The sequence below is a fragment of the Prosthecobacter algae genome, from assembly GCF_039542385.1.
GTDB lineage: Bacteria > Verrucomicrobiota > Verrucomicrobiia > Verrucomicrobiales > Verrucomicrobiaceae > Prosthecobacter > Prosthecobacter algae.
This window is the reverse complement of sequence record NZ_BAABIA010000004.1, coordinates 168,289-184,826: the sequence shown is the minus strand read 5'-3', so window position 1 is coordinate 184,826 and position 16,538 is coordinate 168,289. Positions and strand designations below refer to the sequence as shown.

Here is a 16,538-nt window from a genome sequence, read left to right as displayed (position 1 = left end):
AAGGCCGGGGCGGCGGTGAAGGTGGCCAGTAACTAGTATCACCGACGCGCTGGCGGGTATTTATGTCAAGGGGCGCAAGCACCCGACCTCCCGCATCTTGCGGGACAATTACTGTCCGTGACTGGTAGGTATGCGCTAAGCTGGGTCCGAAATTTCCTTGGCCTCAGCGCATGTGGAAGACGACAACCCGGCGGTCCAGACGGCGGGTAGCTTCGTTGGCATCTGCCGGGGAGGAGGCTTCGGCTTCACCATAGCCCACGGGCATGAGACGCTCGGCACTGACGCCATGATAAACCAGCTCCCGGGAGATGCGTTCCGCGCGTTCTTGGGAAAGCTGGAGATTCTGCCCATAGTCGCCTTGCCGGGCATTTCATGGGTCCATGAAAAACCGCCCAAACCGCTGATTCATAAAACCCTGCGCTAGAGGAGCAACTGGTGTTCACGACAAAACAGCCCCCTACCCTGCCTAGCGTTCTTGGTCAGATGGCTGACGGCGGAAGATCCACCCCCGATCTCCCAGGTTGCCACCCATCGCAAAACATTATATTGTATATAAATCATTCGAACCTCGAACCCTTCCATGCACACTCTCCCCGATCCTCGCCACGAAACCTTCGCTTCCCTCCGCGCTTCCGGCCACGACGTCGCTTCCGCCTACGTCCACGCCGGATACAGCGTCAAAAACATCAAACAACGCTCCCGCAAACTCCTGCAAAACCCCGCCATCCAGGCCCGCATCAATCACCTGAGGGGCTGCCTACCCCGCATCGCCGAACTCCACGACCACCACTGCCCGTCTCTCCTCCTCATGCCCGAAACCCGGCATGAAATGCTCGTCTGGCTCTGGCAGGTCATGAACGGCACCCGCGAAGTCCGCCCCGCCCAGATGCGCGCCGCCACCCTCTACTGCCGCATGCGCGGCTGGCACCTCGGCAAAGGCCTCCCCTCCGCCGAATCACCCGCCCCCGCCGACATCACCCCGGCCGAGCAAGCCCTCCTCGCCATGGCCAGCCGCGAAAACATCGCCCACGAACGCACCGGCACCCCTCGCTCCCCCGAAAGCCTCACCCGCTTCCAAACCCTCATGGCCGACCACGCCCTTCCCAGCCTCCGCCAAGACACCCTCGGCCGCCCCATCCCCACCCCCATCCCCACCCCCACCCCCGCCCCCGAAGCCATCCTCACCCCATTAGCCGCCCACGCCTCACCCCACGAATCCCGCAACCAAAATCCCCCTCCTGTATATCCTGCCCATTCTGCAATCCTGTCCAAAATCCCCCTCCCAGAATCCGAATCAGCCTCTCACTCCTTCCCCCCCAGCCTCTTCCTCCATCAATCATCCCCCCTCGAATCCCCAACCAAATCCCCACCCCAACCCGCTGTCTCTCAACACCTTAACCTCCTCCCATCCCCATCCCCGCAACCTTTTCCATCCCCACACATCGTCACCGCGCTGCCCAGCGCCAAAATCCCCCGTTCCGTTCCTGCTATCACCCGCCCTCGCCGCCGCCACCTAGCCACCCATTCCATCTGACCCAGCCCCACTCATGGCCTACTCTGCGGCCTTCCAATCTCAGCGGTGTAAAATACCCGCCCCCCAGCCGCCCTCAAATCCGGCCCAGAAGAACTTTACACGCCCCCAACCGTCTCCATTCATGAAGGTCCCGTTTCAGCCAACCCTCCGATGACCACGAGACTCGACCCCAAGTTCACCGCCCTCCTCAGCGACACCGCCGCCCGGCTTGAGTCGCTCGAACTCCTGCCACGCGTGCCCACCGACGCCGCCCCGGTCCTGACCGAAACCGCCCAGAACCTCGCCCGCCAGTTGCGCGAGTTCACCACCCAACTGGCCCAGGCCCAGGAAGCCAAATTCGCCGCCGACATCGCCGCCAAAGAGGCCATCATCCTCGCCCGCGAGCAAGCCATTGCCGAAAAAGCAGCAGCACACGCTGCCGAGAAAGCCCGCATCGCCGAAGAGAAAGAAGCTGCTCGAGTGGCCAAGGAACAAGCCGCTGCCGAAAAGGCGGCCGAGAAAGCTAGACTCCAGGCCGAAAAGGAAGCCACCATCGCCGCCCGCGAACAAGCCGCAGCCGAAAAAGCAGCAGAGAAGGCCCGCATCGCCGAAGAGAAAGAAGCCACCCGGTTAGCCAAAGAACAAGCCGCAGCCGAGCAGGCCGCTGAGAAGGCTCGCCTCCAAGCCGAAAAGGAAGCCGCCATCCTCGCCCGCGAACAAGCCGCAGCCGAAAAGGCCGCCGAAAAAGCCCGTCTGGCCGAAGAGAAAGAAGCCGCCCGCTTGGCCAAAGAACTGGCCGACGCTGAGAAAGCCGCCGAGAAGGCACGCATCGCCGAAGAGAAAGAAGCTGCCCGCATGGCCAAGGAACAAGCCGCTGCCGAAAAGGCGGCCGAGAAAGCTAGACTCCAAGCCGAAAAGGAAGCCGCCACTCTGGCCCGTGCCCAAGCAGCCGCAGAGAAAGCTGCCGAGAACGCCCGCCTCCAGGCCGAGAAGATCGCTGCCCGTCAGGCCGCCGCCGAAGCCAAGGCCAAAGCCGATGCCGAACGCGAAGCCGCCAAGGAAGCCGCCCGAGAACTGGCACGCCGTGAAATCGAAGCCGTGAAAGCAGCAGCAGCCGCCCTGAAGGCCAAGCAGGACGTTGAAAAAGCAGCCGCCCGCCAAATCGAAGAAGAAGCCAAAGCCCGCCGCGAAGCCGCCGCCGCCAAGGCCCGCGCCGAGCAAGAGGCCAAGGAACGCGCCCGCCGCGCCGCAGCTCTGGCCGCCATCGCCGCCGAAAAAGCCGCCATGGAAGCCGAACAACAACGCCCCGAAGCCTCCGCCTAAACAGTCGGGGCCACCTTAGCTCTTTGAAATAACCCCGTAGCTGCCCGCGCCAGCGGGTGGCCCTCCGATCTGCACACTCCCCCCGTAGCTGCCCGCGCCAGCGGGTGGCCCTCCTCTCTGCACACTCCCCCCGTAGCTGCCCGCGCCAGCGGGTGGCCTTGGTTAAGCCTCATCCGGAATCTCAGGCTCGACTAACTGGGCAAGAAGAATCAGCGACTCCTGCCACCCTTGATAGCAGGCCGCCGCAGGGATCATAACAGGCACACCGGCCTGCGTGATGTTCAGCTCCGTGCCGCAGAAGACCTCCTTCAGCTCCACCGTGACATGCATCTCCCCCGGCAGATTCGGGTCCTCGAACTTGTCCGTGTAGCAGAGGCGCTCATTCGGCGTCAGCTCCGTGTAAGTGCCGCCAAACGAGTGACTGGAGCCGGTGGTGAAATTGGTGAACGACATCCGGTAAGTCCCACCCACCCGGGCATCCAGATGATGCACCTTGCCCGTGAAGCCATGCGGCGGCAGCCACTTGGCCTTGGCATCGGCATCGAGAAAGGCGCGATAGACGCGCTCAGGTTTGGCACGCAGGACGCGGTGCAGACGGATGGTATGGGTGTCAGTGTTCATGATGGGGCGATGTAAGATTCCAAGACAATGACGAACGAGGATCAAGACAAAGGACATGCTTCGGCCAACTATTTGCGCAGGCCGCCAGCATTCGCAGAATGCTTTTCCACCAAAGCGTTTTGATGATAACCCAACAGACGGTCCTCCGTAATCTAATCCCCCCTTTTTTGAAGATCCGAATGACGAAATCCGAATTGACCAGCCCTGGCCTGATGTTTTTCAGTGTGTTGAGCCTTGGGCTGATGCTGGCGAGGCCTAGTAGGATGCCAGCCGAGGGGGTGGCAGATGCGGAATTTGCCGCGCTGCAGGCGGAGGCCAAGGAGTCGTTCAAGAAAGGCGTGGTGCCCTTTGTGAAGACGTATTGCAGTGAGTGCCATAGCAATCGGCGCACGAAGGGCGGGCTGAACTTTGAGCCGGCGCTGAAGAATCCAGGCGAGTCTTCCGCGAGCCGGAAGTGGATGCAGGCCTTTGCCAATGTGAACGCGCATGACATGCCGCCGGATGATTCGGACCAGCCTGCGGCTGAGGAGCGCGAGCTGTTTCTGCAAAGCCTAGGCAAGATCAAGTACCTCAGCGCGAAGGATCCGGGCCCGTTTGTGATCCGTCGCCTGACCAAGGTGGAGTATGGCAACACGCTGCACGATCTCTTCGGTGTGGACCCCGCGGTGGCGGAGGAGTTACCGGATGAAGTGGCCGGCCAGGGGTATCTGAATTCCCTCTCGCCCATGCAGACAGAGCAATACCTCGGCATCGCCAATGAAGTACTGGACCGCATCTTCGCCACACCGGAAAAGCCGCCCACGGAATGGCAGAATCGTTTGTTAGGCAAACCACCAACCCCAGGAACGGACGAACGCGAAGCCGCTCGGAAGGTGGCTCGTTCGCTGGCACGAAAGGCTTACCGCAGGCCGCCCTCGGAGGCGGAGGTGGCCACGCTGACGGGCGTGTTTGATCTGGGTCGGTCTAACCAACTAGATTACCAGGGGTCACTGCGGCTCATGCTCAAGGCGCTTCTCGTTTCCCCTCAGTTCCTTTACATCACTCCGGCAAAGGAAGCGGAGGCGGGCAAGAAGATCGTGCCCCTGGATGATTACCAACTCGCCTCCCGTCTGTCGTACCTGCTGTGGGCCACGATGCCGGATGAGGAGCTGTCCGCACTGGCGGATGCGGGCCAGCTTCATGAGCCTGCCGTGCTCAAGGCCCAGGTGAAGCGCATGCTGGCCCATCCTCGTGCGCGGGCCTTGTTTGATGGCTTCGGGTCACAGTGGCTGGGTTTGGGCAGTCTGGAGGGCAAGACGTTTGATCCGAAGAAGTTCCCGCAGATGACACCCGCGCTGCGCACGGCCATGTATGATGAGGCGCGGCTGTTCTTTGACAGCATCGTGCGGGGGAACCTCAGCGTGGTCGCCTTTGTGGCCAGCGACTACACCTTCCTCAATGAGACACTCGCCAAGGTCTATAGCCTGGAGAAGGACGTCACCGGGCCCAAGATGCGCAAGGTGAAGCTGACCAATGCGAATCGCGGTGGCATCCTCGGCATGCCGGGCATTTTAGCCACCACCTCTTTCCCCAACCGCACCAGCGCGGTGAACCGGGGCGTGTGGGTGCTGGAGCAGGTGCTGGGGGAACACGTGCCCCCTGCCCCACCGAATGTCCCGGCGCTGGAAAAGCAGGACCAAAAAAAGGTGGCCAATCTGACCCTGCGGCAGCGCACGGAACTGCACCGCACGAATGCCGTGTGCGCCAACTGCCACAAGATCCTGGACCCCATCGGCTTTGGCCTGGAAAACTTCGATGCCATCGGGCGCTGGCGGGACAAGGATGATACGGGAGGCGCCATTGATGCCGCGGGCGAGCTGCCAGGGGGCAAGCGGTTCTCCACCCCTGGCGAGCTGAAAAGCATCATCGCTGCACGAAAGGACGATCTGGCCCGTAACTTAACGGAGAAACTCATGGCCTATGCGCTGTGCCGGCAGCTTGAAGGTTATGACAAGATCGTGGTGGATCAGCTCATGAAAACCATCGCCCAGGATGGCTATCGGATGCAGACCCTCATCACGGAGATCGTCACCAGTTACCCCTTTCTGAATCGCCGCGTCCAAGACTGAGTTTAGCCCCCCTTCCATTGTCACTGCCATGACCCGCAAGAACCTCATTGATCGCCGCACCTATTTGAAAGGCATTGGAGCCAGCCTGGGCCTGCCGCTTTTGGAAACGATGGGCTGGGCAGACTCCGTGAAGGGGCGCGCGGCGGTGAAGCCACCCGTGCGCCTCGGGTTCATGTACATGCCGCATGGGGTGATTCCAGATCAGTTCTGGCCTGCCACGCCGGAGAGCTACCTCAGCTCCCCGCCGCCTGCGCTGGAGTCCCTGCGGCCCATTCTGGATCAGTGCCTGCTCATGAAGGGCATCTCCGGGGTGCCGATTGCCCCCTTCAATGGCGCTCCGCATGCGCTGGAGCTTTCCACCTGGCTCACCGCCTGCCTGCCGGACCCGAGCAAGCGCAACCAGATCCACATCGCCATCTCGGCGGATCAGATCGCCGCGAACTACGTGGGCGCGATGACTTCCCTGCCCTCGCTGGAACTGGCCACCATGCCGCAGACGCACAAGGAGAATCAGGAGGGCCTGAACGAAGGTTACTACTCGCACTGCAGCTACCGCTCGCCCACGCAGGCCGTCCCGGCGGAGATCAATCCGCGCAACGTACTGAATCGTTTGTTCGGCAAGTCGGACTCCTCCGGCAGCAGCCGCAAGGCCGATCCGCTGGAGCGGCAGATGCTGGACCTGGTGATCAGCGGTGCGCGTGACCTGCGCAAGAAGCTGCCGCAGAACGACCAGCACAAGCTGGACGAATACCTGGACAGCGTGCGCTCGGTGGAGCGCCGCATCGCCGCCATCGAGATGCGCCAGAAAGAATCCGCCCTGGAGAAAGCCGGCGTCGCCTCCAGCAAGCGCAGCGCCACGGATTCACCGCCCATCGAGATCCGCATTCCCGAGGGCGACAAACGTAGCGAATACATGCAGGTCATGTGCGACCTCAACGTGCTCGCCTTCCAGACGGATACCACCCGCGTCAGCACCTACATCGGCTCCACGCCCAACGGCGTGTCGTATCCCGAACTCGGCTTCACCGACTCGCATCACTCCCAGACGCATCACAACCACAAGGCGGATCAGGTCGCGAAAGTCGCCGCCATCACCGCCTTTAACATCACCCAGTTTGCCTACATGGTGAAAAAGATGGCCAGCCTCCGCGAAGGCAACGGTACCCTCCTGGACAACTGCCTCATGATGTGGGGCTCCGGCCTGGAAGACGGCAACGACCACAGCCGCAAAAACCTCCCCTTCATCATCGCCGGCAAAGGCGGCGGCTCCGTGAACACCGGCCGCTTCCTCGCTGATACAAAGGGCAATCAGGGGGATCTGCTCACCACGCTACTGACCTGCGCAGGCGTGCCCCTGGACCGGCCGATTGGGATCGCGACGAAGCGGATGGAGGAGATGGTTGGCGGATAAAGCTGATCTGCCACACTCTTGGCTGAGTAGGGTGACGATGGTGGAAAGTATGTCGGAAATCTGTAGAAATTGCCCGCCTTTGCCGCACCCGCGGCAAACTGGCCGATCAGGTATTTCCTGGATGAAGTTTTTACAGAACCTGTAATTGACGGGTGACGACCAACCATCTACAGAAGCTGTAATGCAAGTTGAACAAACTCTTGAACTCTTGCCGACCTCACACCGTTCGGCTTTTCAAAACATCCGCAATTTCCTTGCAGGCCGACTTCTTGGGGCCACCCGAGACCGCGCTTTGATGGATGAACTGTTCAAGTGCGTGTTTGCGAAGCACTGGCTGTTAAAATCGCCAAGATTGACGGTCTCTGGGGATTTGTCGAAGTCTTACCGCGCATCGTTCGCCCATGTGAAGAGTGTGCTTCCTGGAATCTTTCTTCTCGCCGACGAAATCGAACTAGATCCAGTTTCGCTGCAGTATGTAGATCGTCAATTTGACATTATCGATCTTGAGAAGTGCCGAGCGGACATTTTCAGCGAACTCTATGAAGCGTTTGCTGGGTCGGGTGTGAAATCCAGCGAAGGACAATTTTTCACTCCAACTGTCGCCGTCGATCTGCTTGTGAGTTTAGTAAATCCGAAGTCGAACCAGACTATCTGTGACCCTGCGTGTGGCGCTGGCGGTTTTCTTATAGCTGCGGCGAAGCACCTCGTCGGGGCCGGGGCCGACCCAACTGATGTAGCCGCTTCACTGCGTGGTGTGGACAAGGACGCTTACCTCGCCCGTATTACTCGCGGACGTCTGGCTCTTTATCTCGATAAAATGCCAGAGGTCATTTGCGGTGACTCTTTGGCCGACATCTCTCAAGACGGTATTGCAATCGAAGACAAGTTGTTTGACGTCGTTCTCACCAATCCACCATTTGGCGCAAAGATTGTTGCCGCCTCGCCAAACACCTTGATGCGTTACGACCTAGCGCGGAAATGGATCAAATCCGATGGGGCAAAAGAAGCGTTCGTTCCGAATGGGGCGATGAATCCGTCTACGCCACCCCAGGTTCTGTTTGTTGAGCGATGCCTAAAACTTGTGAAGCCTGGCGGATTCTTGGGAGCAATTCTCCCAGAGAGTATCGTATCGTCCAAATCGCATGCGTATGTTGTTCAGTATATGCAGAGTGTCGCGGACCTTGTTGCAGTGGTCGGAATGCCGGAAGCGCTGTTTAAAACATCAGGAAAGGGCGGAACTCACACGAAAACGGTCGCGGTCGTGCTACAAAAAAAGCCGTCAAAGAGCAAACGGAGTTCGGTATTCTTTGCCGACGCAAAATGGTGCGGCCATGACAGCCGCGGGCGGTCAGTGCCTCTAAATCATGTTCCTCAAATTGCGGCAAATTTCGCTGATTTCCAGAAGACAGGCGTTGGAAACCATGGGCACATGGGAATTTTGGTTCCCAAGGACCGGCTTGGGCTAAATCTCGCTCCTCGCGCATTTGAATTCGATGCTGAAAGCGAGTCAGAACGGCTAACGGAAACGCACGACATTGTTTCGTTTGGAGACTTGATCAAGGACGGGGTGCTTTCGCTCTCCACTGGTGACGAAGTGGGTAAACTAGCTTACGGCACGGGTGAGATTCCATTCGTTCGCACGTCGGATATTTCGAACTGGGAGGTAAAGAGCGATCCAAAGCACTGCGTCTCGGAAGAAATCTATGAGCGCTACCGTCCACGTCAGGATGTTCGCGAGAATGATATCCTCATGGTGAGAGACGGGACTTATCTGATTGGCACATGCGCCGTAGTCACTGGATACGACCTACCGATGCTCTACCAAAGTCATATCTACAAAATCCGTGTCGAGAAGCCGGAGAAGATGACGCCATTCTTGCTTTTAGCTGCCCTGACATGTCCATTTGCACAGCGACAGATCAAGAGTTTCTGCGTCAGCCAGGACATTATTGATTCGCTGGGTAACAAGATCCACGAAATTCGCTTGGCACTCCCAAAAGCAAAAAAGACAAGGGATCGGATAGCTAACCTCGTCGAGAAAGCTATCCGAGATCGAACCGAAGCTCGTGAGCTTGCGCGAAAAGCCTGCGAGGAGGTCATGGCGGGCTGATTTCACCCGATGCAATCAGGGCTTCATAGTTTCGGGATATTCTCAGCAGGAGTTCGCGCGTTTCTTTCAACGTGAGGTGGCCTTGTATCCTGTTTCCGTCCTCGGTGATCCAAGAAATGTTCGCGGGCGCGTGACGAAACTCCTCTCCTTCACCGGCCTTCAAGGGATTCAAATGCCCCACTTGGTAGGCGGACCTTCCGAATGTTGGATCTGCGACCTCTTGAGCCAACAATTCAAAGTCGAGGGGATCGAGGGTCACCGGACAGCGGGCAACCTTTCGCTCCGGGTTTATCAGTCCTTCCGCTTCCAAATAACGAATCGTTCCGGGCGGGAAAGACTCGAAATGGATTAGCTGCTCGATCAGACAAAGCTCAATTGCGAGACAGTCGCGACGGTATGCGAATTGCGGCGATGCAGGATGCGCTTCCCAACGTTTCTCTCGGTTTGTTTTATAGCCTCCCGTCAAGGCACGGTCGGTCAGGTAGCTCTTTACTCGGATTTTGTCGAAGATTCCGACGAAGAGCTGAAAATCAGGGTTCAGTGTAGGATCTAAAAGCGAGCGTCGTATTCTTAACAACCGAGAATAGTTCGGGTCACGGAGGACGCTGAGATTAGCTGTCGAATGAATCGGACGTGCATTCTTGGTCTCATAGTCGAGTGGGATTTCGTGCGGCGACAAACCCCAACGGACAACCAACGCAAATTCCGTTCTGAAGACCTCATCATTTAAGAGTTCATGGATTTGGCGGCATATCTTTTCATAAATTTCACAGCATTGATCAAAGGTGGCAATCCGTGGGTCGCCTTCCGGAAAACGTTCAGCCCACCGAACGTCATATTTTGTCGAGGTTACGTCCGCCTTGACAAGTTCAATGAAGAATACTGCACGAACAAGCCTGCGGTGAATGACCTGGCATTCTGCGGCGGAGATAAAAGACCCCAACGTGACTTGTAGGTCCTTTGCGGGTGCCCATTCCCGCAGTAGTTCCGATTGGTCGTAAACGTTTCGGTCACTGAATCGGGTGGCTTCGACAGCGGCTTCGAACACTTGTCTGATTGGTGTTAATGGCATTTTGTAAAGGATAGATGTTGAGGTTACTTTTCGCTTGTCGTGTGCGGGAAATTGGACTCTTCAAGCAGGCATTTGCTGCTTGTCCTATAAAGCGGTCCCGCGCCCTGGTGGCAAGCAAGATGCATGAACGAGGGGTGGATTCTTGGCGGATCGTAGGGGTGGTAATGGCTATGCATCCTCTCCAGGCCAAAATCCTGCCAGGAAAATCAAAATGCAGGTCTGCTTTTCAAAAAAAGCAGACCAGAAAAACCAAAAAGCAGGCCGGAAAACGAAAAAAGAATCGTGTTTGCAAACGCACTGCTGTCCTGCGAAGGGCGCTCGACAACCTTCGATCAATTCCCCGCCTCGGGCAGCATGGCTTTCAGCTTCGCCCAAACCATGTCGGCAATCTTCTGTTGGCCTTCGGCGGTGGGGTGGATGCGGTCGGGTTGGTTGAGTTTTTCATCGCCGCCGACGCCTTCGAGGAGGTAGGGGAGGAGGTCGGTTTTTTCGGTGGTGGAGACTTTGGGGAACACGGCTTTGAAGGCCTCGACGTATTTGGGGCCGAGGTTGTCGGGCATTTGCATGCCGGCGATGAGGATTTTGATGGTGGGGTTTTTGGCCCGGGCTTTGGCGACGATGCCAGTCAGGTTCTTTTCCGTCTGATCGGGGGAGACGCCACGCAGGCCGTCGTTGCCACCGAGGGCGATCACGAGCACGTCCGCTCCTTTCGGGCCCAGGGCCCAGTCGATCCGCCGGAGGCCGCCTGCGGTGGTATCGCCACTCACACCGGCATTCACCACCTCATAGGGCAGGCCCTCGGCATCCACTTTCTTTTGCAACAAAGCTGGGTAGGCCTGATCACGATCCAGGCCGTAGCCGGCGGAGATGCTGTCGCCTAAAACGACGATTCTTTTTTTTGCTACGGCTGGAGTTTGAGCGGGCAACGTAGCCATCCAGCCCCCCGACACTGACATCAGCAGTCCGAACACCAGCCATTTCATCCATGTCATCTGCCAGACTAGAATCATCGACTGCGGCTGTCAAACGGCCCATCCTGGAGATCCAGGCGCTCCAAAAAATCTATCGCAGCCCCCAGCATGAGCTGACGGTGCTGAGCGACATCCACCTGACGCTGGAAGCGGGCGACACGCTGGCGATCACCGGCCCCTCAGGAAGTGGCAAGACCACGCTGTTAGGCCTATGCGCCGGGCTGGACGATGCGACGTCCGGCTCCCTGAAACTCGACGGGCAGGCTTTTGAAAACCTTTCCCAGGATGCGCGGGCGGCGCTGCGCAACAAGCTGGTGGGTTTCGTTTTCCAAAACTTCCAGCTCATCCCGACACTGACGGCCCTGGAGAACGTGCTGGTGCCGCTGGAACTGCGGGGCGAAACAGGTCGCCAAAAGGTGGCGGAAGCCCTACTGCATGAAGTGGGTCTGGGCAAGCGGATGGGGCATTACCCCGCCCAGCTTTCGGGCGGCGAGCAGCAACGCGTGGCCCTGGCGCGGGCGTTTGTGCATCGCCCGAAAATCTTGCTGGCCGACGAACCCACCGGCAACCTCGACGCCGCCACCAGTGCGCCCATCGTGGAGATGCTGTTCCGGCTGAATCGGGAAGCTGGCACGGCGCTGGTGATTGTGACGCATGACCCCGGCCTGGCTGCGAAAGCCCGGCGCGTGGTGAAAATGGAGGGTGGGAAGATCATCGCGGAGGAAGAAAATGCCGTCTGATCCACGCCCGCTCCCGACCCACCTCATCCCTGCCCTGCTGCATCCCTGGACTTGGAAAATGGCGTGGCGGGACAGCCGCACACAGCGCCTGCGTTTGCTCATTTTCTCCCTCGCCATCGTTTCCGGCATTGCTGCACTGGTCGCCATTCATTCGCTGAAAGGCAGTGTCGAAACCGGCATCCAAACCCAGGCCAAGGAACTCCTCGGCTCGGATCTTCAGGTTTCTTCGTCGCAGCCGATCAAGGCGGAGGAGTTTGCCAAGCTGGCCAAGATGTCCTCCCGGACCACTCGCGAGGTGGCTTTCCCATCCATGATGACTTTCCCCAATGGCGGGGCCCGGCTGGTGAACGTGCGCGCCCTCGAAGGGGAGTATCCTTATTATGGGAAAATCGAAACCCTGCCAGCGGATGCCTGGGAGCGCCGCGCGGATGAACCCGGTGTGTTTTTAGAGGCCGCTCTTTTGGAGCAATTCCAGGTGAAGCCGGGTGACGAGATCGAGCTGGGGCGACTGCGTTTGAAGATTCTCGGCAGCATCCTCAACTCCCCGCCGCGCGCGAGCCGATTCAGTGGCATCGCTCCCGAGGCGTATGTTCACCTGTCCGATATCCAGCAGAGCGGCCTCATCGGCGCCAACAGCATGGTGACGCATCTGGTCCATCTACAGACCGCTCAAAAAACTCCCTCCGCCGAACTGAAGGAAAACCTGCGCCGCGAATTTCCGAGTGCATCCTGGCGACTGGAGACACCGGAGGACCGCCAGGAAACGCTGGGCGATGCCCTGGATCTGTTTCAACGGTACCTCGGCATCCTGGCGCTGGCGTCCCTGGCCCTTGGTGCGCTAGGGGTGGCGGGGGCGGTGCAGTCTCACATCAACCGCCGCGTGACGACGATTGCCATCCTCCGCTGTCTCGGCGCACCCCGCCAGCTCGCCGCAGCCGTTTACATCGCCCAGAGCGCCACGCTGGCCCTTCTGGGGGCCATCCTGGGCGCGGGCCTGGGGGTGCTTTTGCAAACTGGCCTGCTGGTGCTGTTTAAAGACAGTCTTCCAGTGGCGGTGGAGGCCACCCCCGAGTGGGCCATCGTCTTTCGCACCACCCTGGCGGGCCTGGGTGTGTGCTGTGGATTTGCGCTCATCCCCATCCTGAAAATTCATCGCATTTCACCCGCCGCCACGCTGCGCAGCGGCAGCTTTTTACCCGGCAGTCCCCTCCGCACCCTCCCTGTCTATTTGCTTCTCACCGCCCTGCTGCTTCTGCTAGCCCTAACCAATGATGCGGACTGGAAACGCGCCATGCTTTTGGTTGGCGGACTGGGCGCTGCCTTTGCCCTGGTCATTGGAGTGGCCCGGGCACTGATGGCCTTCACGCGCCGCATCGTCCGGCCAAGCTGGCCTTACCTCCTGCGGCAGGGCATTTCCAATCTTCATCGTCCGGGCAACCAAACTTTGCTGTTCCTGCTCTCGCTCGGGCTGGGCACCTTTCTCCTGCTCACCATCCTGCTTACTGGGGATCTTTTGCAGCAGCGTCTCCGCATCAGCGAGACCCAGGAAAACCCCAACCTGTACCTGATCGACGTCCAGCCGGATCAAGTCGAAGGCGTGACTTCGCTGGTGAAAAACCAGGGGCTGCCCGTTTTAGAAACCGCCCCCATGGTGACCATGCGGGTCCTGGCCCTCAAGGGGGTTCCGGTGACCCAGGCGGAAGGGGTGCCACGCTGGATTGCCAACCGCGAATTCCGGTCCACCCATCGAGCGAATCTGAACTCCAGCGAAACTCTGATTGCCGGAGAATGGCATGAGAGCCTGCCCAACCCAGAGGGCCCCATCCCGGTTTCGCTCGAAGAAAAAATCGCCGGGGACATGCGTCTTCAACTTGGCGACACGCTGACGCTGGATGTCCAGGGCATCACCCTGGAAGCCCGTGTGACCAGCATCCGAAAAGTGGATTGGAGCCGGTTTAACCTCAACTTTTTCATGGTTTTTCCACCTGGACCTCTAGACGGTGCACCGGGCTTTCATGTGGTGACCACCCGCACCCCGGATGCAGCCGCGGTGGGCCGTCTACAACAAGGCCTCATGCGAGAGTTTCCCAACGTCTCGTCGATTGACCTGTCCCAAATTTTAGAAACGGTTCGTTCGCTGTTCTCGAAGATCTCGTGGGTCATCACGATCATGGGTGGATTCACGCTGATCGCTGCGCTGCCTATTGTGGTGGGCACGCTGCTCAATGGCAGGGACGTACGCCTCCGCGAAAGTGTCTTGCTCCGAACGCTGGGCGCTTCGGCGCGGCAGGTTCGCACCATCCTCGTCATCGAGTACGCCACCCTGGGTTGCCTTTCCGCCCTCACCGGAACTCTTCTCGCCGTGGGAGCTACTTCTATCCTTGCCGTTTACGTTTTCAAAACTTCGCCGTCGCCGGATGTCGTGACACTGCTGGGTGCCTTTTTCACCACCACGGCTATCTCGGTTCTGGGAGGCCTCGCTCTCAGCCGTGGCGTTTCCAATCATCCACCGCTCGATATCCTGCGCCGGATCTGATTTTGAAAAGACGGGCCGTTGAGTGATTGCTCGTCGTGGCCCAGGAGATGGCGACTTTTACCCTGGTGATGCAGAGATTTTCATTGGCTCTGTAGGAGTGCCAAGGACTCTTGAATACATCGGCTCTTTGACATGCAGAAAAGGCTGCGACACATCCTCGAATGACCCAACATCTCCTCTGCCGCCTGCTCTTGCTGGTGTGGGTGTGCGTGCCTCATGTGGCCAAATTAAATGCCCAAACGCCAGGCGAAGCTCAATCGGTCGCAGACTCCTACAACTACCTTTTGGGGACGCAGGCCATCGGCGGTAAGTATCAGTTTACGGAGCAGGATCCGTTGGTCGAAGCCGCCAAGGAGATCCGAGCGATGGGTGCAACGACCATGAAATTTGATCTGCGGCCCAAACCGACACAGTATCCCCACATTCACTCCCTGGTGGAACTGGTGAGCCAAGAACCTGCCCACCGGGAGGTGCTGGACATGCCCTTTGCCTACTACCAGATGTGGGCTGAATCCTTTGCTGGAACTTCATGGAAGAAGGGCTTTTCCAACAAGGATGCGGAGGCGGAATATCGTGAGATTTATGATCAGACTGCCTACCTGCTGAAGACCTACACAGGCAGCGGCAAAACCTTTTATCTCGGCCATTGGGAGGGTGACAACCTTTTGCGCGGCGACATCAGCGAAAAAGCCGATGCGATGATGACCCCGGAAAAAGTTCAGGGAATGATCTCCTGGCTGAATACACGGCAACGCGCTGTGGATGATGCCAAACGCGAGACGAAGCATGAAAAGGTCCAGGTCTGGCATTACACGGAAATCAACCACCCGACTATCTCCCTGAAAAAAGACCGCCCGTCTCTGGTCAATCAGGTGCTGCCTTTTGTGCCCGTGGATTTTGTCTCTTACTCCGCCTACGACGTGACGAATGAACCCAAGGCGGAGAACATCAAGACCGTGCTGGATTACATCGAATCAAAGCTGACCCCGAAACCGGAGATCACGGGCAAACGCGTGTTTATCGGAGAGTATGGCTACACAGTCTCCCACAACGGCATGCCCCACCGAACGCCGCAAGAGCAGAATGACCTTTCACTCATCACGATTCAAGCGGCGGTGGAATGGGGCTGTCCGTTTATCCTCTATTGGGAGCTGTATAACAATGAAGTCGAGGCAGGGGGCCAGCATCGTGGCTACTGGATGATCGATGACAAGGGCGTGAAGCAACCCATCCATGAAACCCACCGACGCTACTATGCCTGGGCACGCGAGTTCGTCTCCGAAGCCTATAGACGCACGGGACAAGCACCCAGCGAGAAGGATTTCCGGCAAGCCGTGGCCGATTATTTTAAGGCTGCTGCCCCCAAGAAACCCTGAAGACGAATGGCCCTGAGAGGATGACAGTATTAACAAGAAGTGTGTCAATGGGGTGAACGAAGGTGGAGGAGCTTTCGGGTCAGCCTCCTGCTGACATGGGCAGCTACTTGCTGTGGCTGCGCTCGCGAGGGGGTAGGGATGAATTTTCAACCTCGGAAGATTCGGAAAACACGGAAGGTGTGGATGACGAAGAGAAGCCCAAGTCCCGTGGTTGGGGGCGGACGGGGGCGGGGATTTTTTAGACAGGATTACAGGATTAACAATAAGTGTTGCAAGGAGGCTGGTTTGTTGGGTTTGTGGGTGTTTAGCCTTTAGGCGATTCCATGACCTGCCGGACCTTCTCCAAGATCGCCTCAAGGCTAGACACCCGGAGAGCTGTCGGGAATGGAGTGAGGATGCGGTCTGGATGAATGGGCGCGCAAGGGCTCCATGGAACTGGATTTTTGCGGCTTGGGGTGAGCACTGGTGGCGATTGCCCTGGAAGAAGGGCTGCATTTTTGCCGACCTCTTTTTGCCATTCTCGGGGAATGAGGCATGAGATGGAGGGAGATTCAAAGGCCGGGACTTGGCAAGTCCCGCTCCTTGGGGTGCTGGGGAAGCTCGGAGATCTTGAGCCTGAACGGAGGGACATGAGGCACATTTGGGGGTGGTTGTAGGTTCGTCGAGGAGGTGAGTTGGGTTTAATAAACACTTGTGTGGGGCTAAAACCTTGCTCCTTAGGCATTTACGAACATGAGTGAGCGTGTGCCGCTACCCC

At 58.5% G+C, this 16,538-nt stretch carries 11 protein-coding genes and 2 pseudogenes; 9 read left to right on the top strand and 4 right to left on the bottom strand.

Annotated elements, in window-relative coordinates:
- Nucleotides 1-163: 163 nt before the first annotated feature.
- Nucleotides 164-349, bottom strand: a pseudogene (locus tag ABEB25_RS10735) (OmpA family protein); the annotation flags it as partial.
- A 231-nt stretch (nucleotides 350-580) separates the two neighbouring features.
- Here ABEB25_RS10735 and ABEB25_RS10730 point away from each other — a divergent pair.
- Both ABEB25_RS10730 and ABEB25_RS10725 read left to right on the top strand, forming a co-directional pair.
- A complete protein-coding gene (locus ABEB25_RS10730; protein ID WP_345736403.1) occupies nucleotides 581-1,534 on the top strand; it encodes a terminase small subunit in 954 nt (317 codons plus the stop codon).
- A gap of 150 nt (nucleotides 1,535-1,684) precedes the next feature.
- Nucleotides 1,685-2,836 (top strand): hypothetical protein, encoded by a 1,152-nt coding sequence (locus ABEB25_RS10725; RefSeq protein ID WP_345736402.1) that lies wholly within the window; start codon nucleotides 1,685-1,687, stop codon nucleotides 2,834-2,836.
- Between the two features lie 162 nt (nucleotides 2,837-2,998).
- Here ABEB25_RS10725 and ABEB25_RS10720 read toward each other — a convergent pair whose 3' ends face one another.
- A complete protein-coding gene (locus ABEB25_RS10720; protein WP_345736401.1) occupies nucleotides 2,999-3,457 on the bottom strand; it encodes an SRPBCC family protein in 459 nt (152 codons plus the stop codon).
- A 179-nt stretch (nucleotides 3,458-3,636) separates the two neighbouring features.
- Here ABEB25_RS10720 and ABEB25_RS10715 point away from each other — a divergent pair, with 179 nt between their 5' ends.
- The 3 genes from ABEB25_RS10715 (at nucleotide 3,637) to ABEB25_RS10705 (ending at nucleotide 9,086) form a co-directional block, all read left to right on the top strand.
- Nucleotides 3,637-5,565, top strand: a complete 1,929-nt coding sequence (locus ABEB25_RS10715; RefSeq protein WP_345736400.1) for a DUF1592 domain-containing protein — start codon at nucleotides 3,637-3,639, stop codon at nucleotides 5,563-5,565.
- 28 nt (nucleotides 5,566-5,593) lie between these two features.
- A complete protein-coding gene (locus tag ABEB25_RS10710) occupies nucleotides 5,594-6,976 on the top strand; it encodes a DUF1552 domain-containing protein (RefSeq protein ID WP_345736399.1) in 1,383 nt (460 codons plus the stop codon).
- 181 nt (nucleotides 6,977-7,157) lie between these two features.
- Nucleotides 7,158-9,086 carry an N-6 DNA methylase gene (locus tag ABEB25_RS10705; protein ID WP_345736398.1) on the top strand — a complete coding sequence of 643 codons (1,929 nt, stop codon included), beginning with the start codon at nucleotides 7,158-7,160 and terminating at the stop codon, nucleotides 9,084-9,086.
- On the opposite strand, the gene ABEB25_RS10700 is transcribed toward ABEB25_RS10705, so the two are convergent.
- Both ABEB25_RS10700 and ABEB25_RS10695 read right to left on the bottom strand, forming a co-directional pair.
- Nucleotides 9,073-10,134: a hypothetical protein gene (locus ABEB25_RS10700; protein WP_345736397.1), complete on the bottom strand. Its 1,062-nt coding sequence runs from the start codon at nucleotides 10,132-10,134 to the stop codon at nucleotides 9,073-9,075. The genes ABEB25_RS10705 and ABEB25_RS10700 overlap by 14 nt on opposite strands.
- 356 nt (nucleotides 10,135-10,490) lie before the next feature.
- Nucleotides 10,491-11,093 (bottom strand): arylesterase, encoded by a 603-nt coding sequence (locus ABEB25_RS10695; protein ID WP_345736396.1) that lies wholly within the window; start codon nucleotides 11,091-11,093, stop codon nucleotides 10,491-10,493.
- A gap of 50 nt (nucleotides 11,094-11,143) precedes the next feature.
- On the opposite strand from ABEB25_RS10695, the gene ABEB25_RS10690 reads away from it, so the two are divergent.
- The 4 genes and pseudogenes from ABEB25_RS10690 (at nucleotide 11,144) to ABEB25_RS10680 (ending at nucleotide 15,781) form a co-directional block, all read left to right on the top strand.
- Nucleotides 11,144-11,869, top strand: a complete 726-nt coding sequence (locus ABEB25_RS10690; RefSeq protein ID WP_345736395.1) for an ABC transporter ATP-binding protein — start codon at nucleotides 11,144-11,146, stop codon at nucleotides 11,867-11,869.
- Nucleotides 11,859-13,022: pseudogene (locus ABEB25_RS24490) on the top strand (ABC transporter permease); the annotation flags it as partial. The gene ABEB25_RS10690 and the pseudogene ABEB25_RS24490, both read left to right, overlap by 11 nt.
- A gap of 138 nt (nucleotides 13,023-13,160) precedes the next feature.
- Nucleotides 13,161-14,405 carry an ABC transporter permease gene (locus ABEB25_RS24485; RefSeq protein WP_425572041.1) on the top strand — a complete coding sequence of 415 codons (1,245 nt, stop codon included), beginning with the start codon at nucleotides 13,161-13,163 and terminating at the stop codon, nucleotides 14,403-14,405.
- A 161-nt stretch (nucleotides 14,406-14,566) separates the two neighbouring features.
- Nucleotides 14,567-15,781 (top strand): hypothetical protein, encoded by a 1,215-nt coding sequence (locus tag ABEB25_RS10680; RefSeq protein WP_345736393.1) that lies wholly within the window; start codon nucleotides 14,567-14,569, stop codon nucleotides 15,779-15,781.
- The last annotated feature ends 757 nt before the right edge of the window (nucleotides 15,782-16,538 follow it).

Excerpts from the sequence above, each read along its gene's own strand:
- ABEB25_RS10730 (WP_345736403.1), top strand. The coding sequence starts at position 581 with ATGCACACTCTCCCCGATCCTCGCCACGAAACCTTCGCTTCCCTCCGC.
- ABEB25_RS24485 (WP_425572041.1), top strand. The coding sequence starts at position 13,161 with ATGCTTTTGGTTGGCGGACTGGGCGCTGCCTTTGCCCTGGTCATTGGA.
- ABEB25_RS10690 (WP_345736395.1), top strand. The coding sequence starts at position 11,144 with ATGTCATCTGCCAGACTAGAATCATCGACTGCGGCTGTCAAACGGCCC.
- ABEB25_RS10695 (WP_345736396.1), bottom strand. The coding sequence starts at position 11,093 with ATGGCTACGTTGCCCGCTCAAACTCCAGCCGTAGCAAAAAAAAGAATC.
- ABEB25_RS10710 (WP_345736399.1), top strand. The coding sequence starts at position 5,594 with ATGACCCGCAAGAACCTCATTGATCGCCGCACCTATTTGAAAGGCATT.
- ABEB25_RS10680 (WP_345736393.1), top strand. The coding sequence starts at position 14,567 with ATGACCCAACATCTCCTCTGCCGCCTGCTCTTGCTGGTGTGGGTGTGC.
- ABEB25_RS10720 (WP_345736401.1), bottom strand. The coding sequence starts at position 3,457 with ATGAACACTGACACCCATACCATCCGTCTGCACCGCGTCCTGCGTGCC.
- ABEB25_RS10705 (WP_345736398.1), top strand. The coding sequence starts at position 7,158 with ATGCAAGTTGAACAAACTCTTGAACTCTTGCCGACCTCACACCGTTCG.
- ABEB25_RS10715 (WP_345736400.1), top strand. The coding sequence starts at position 3,637 with ATGACGAAATCCGAATTGACCAGCCCTGGCCTGATGTTTTTCAGTGTG.
- ABEB25_RS10725 (WP_345736402.1), top strand. The coding sequence starts at position 1,685 with ATGACCACGAGACTCGACCCCAAGTTCACCGCCCTCCTCAGCGACACC.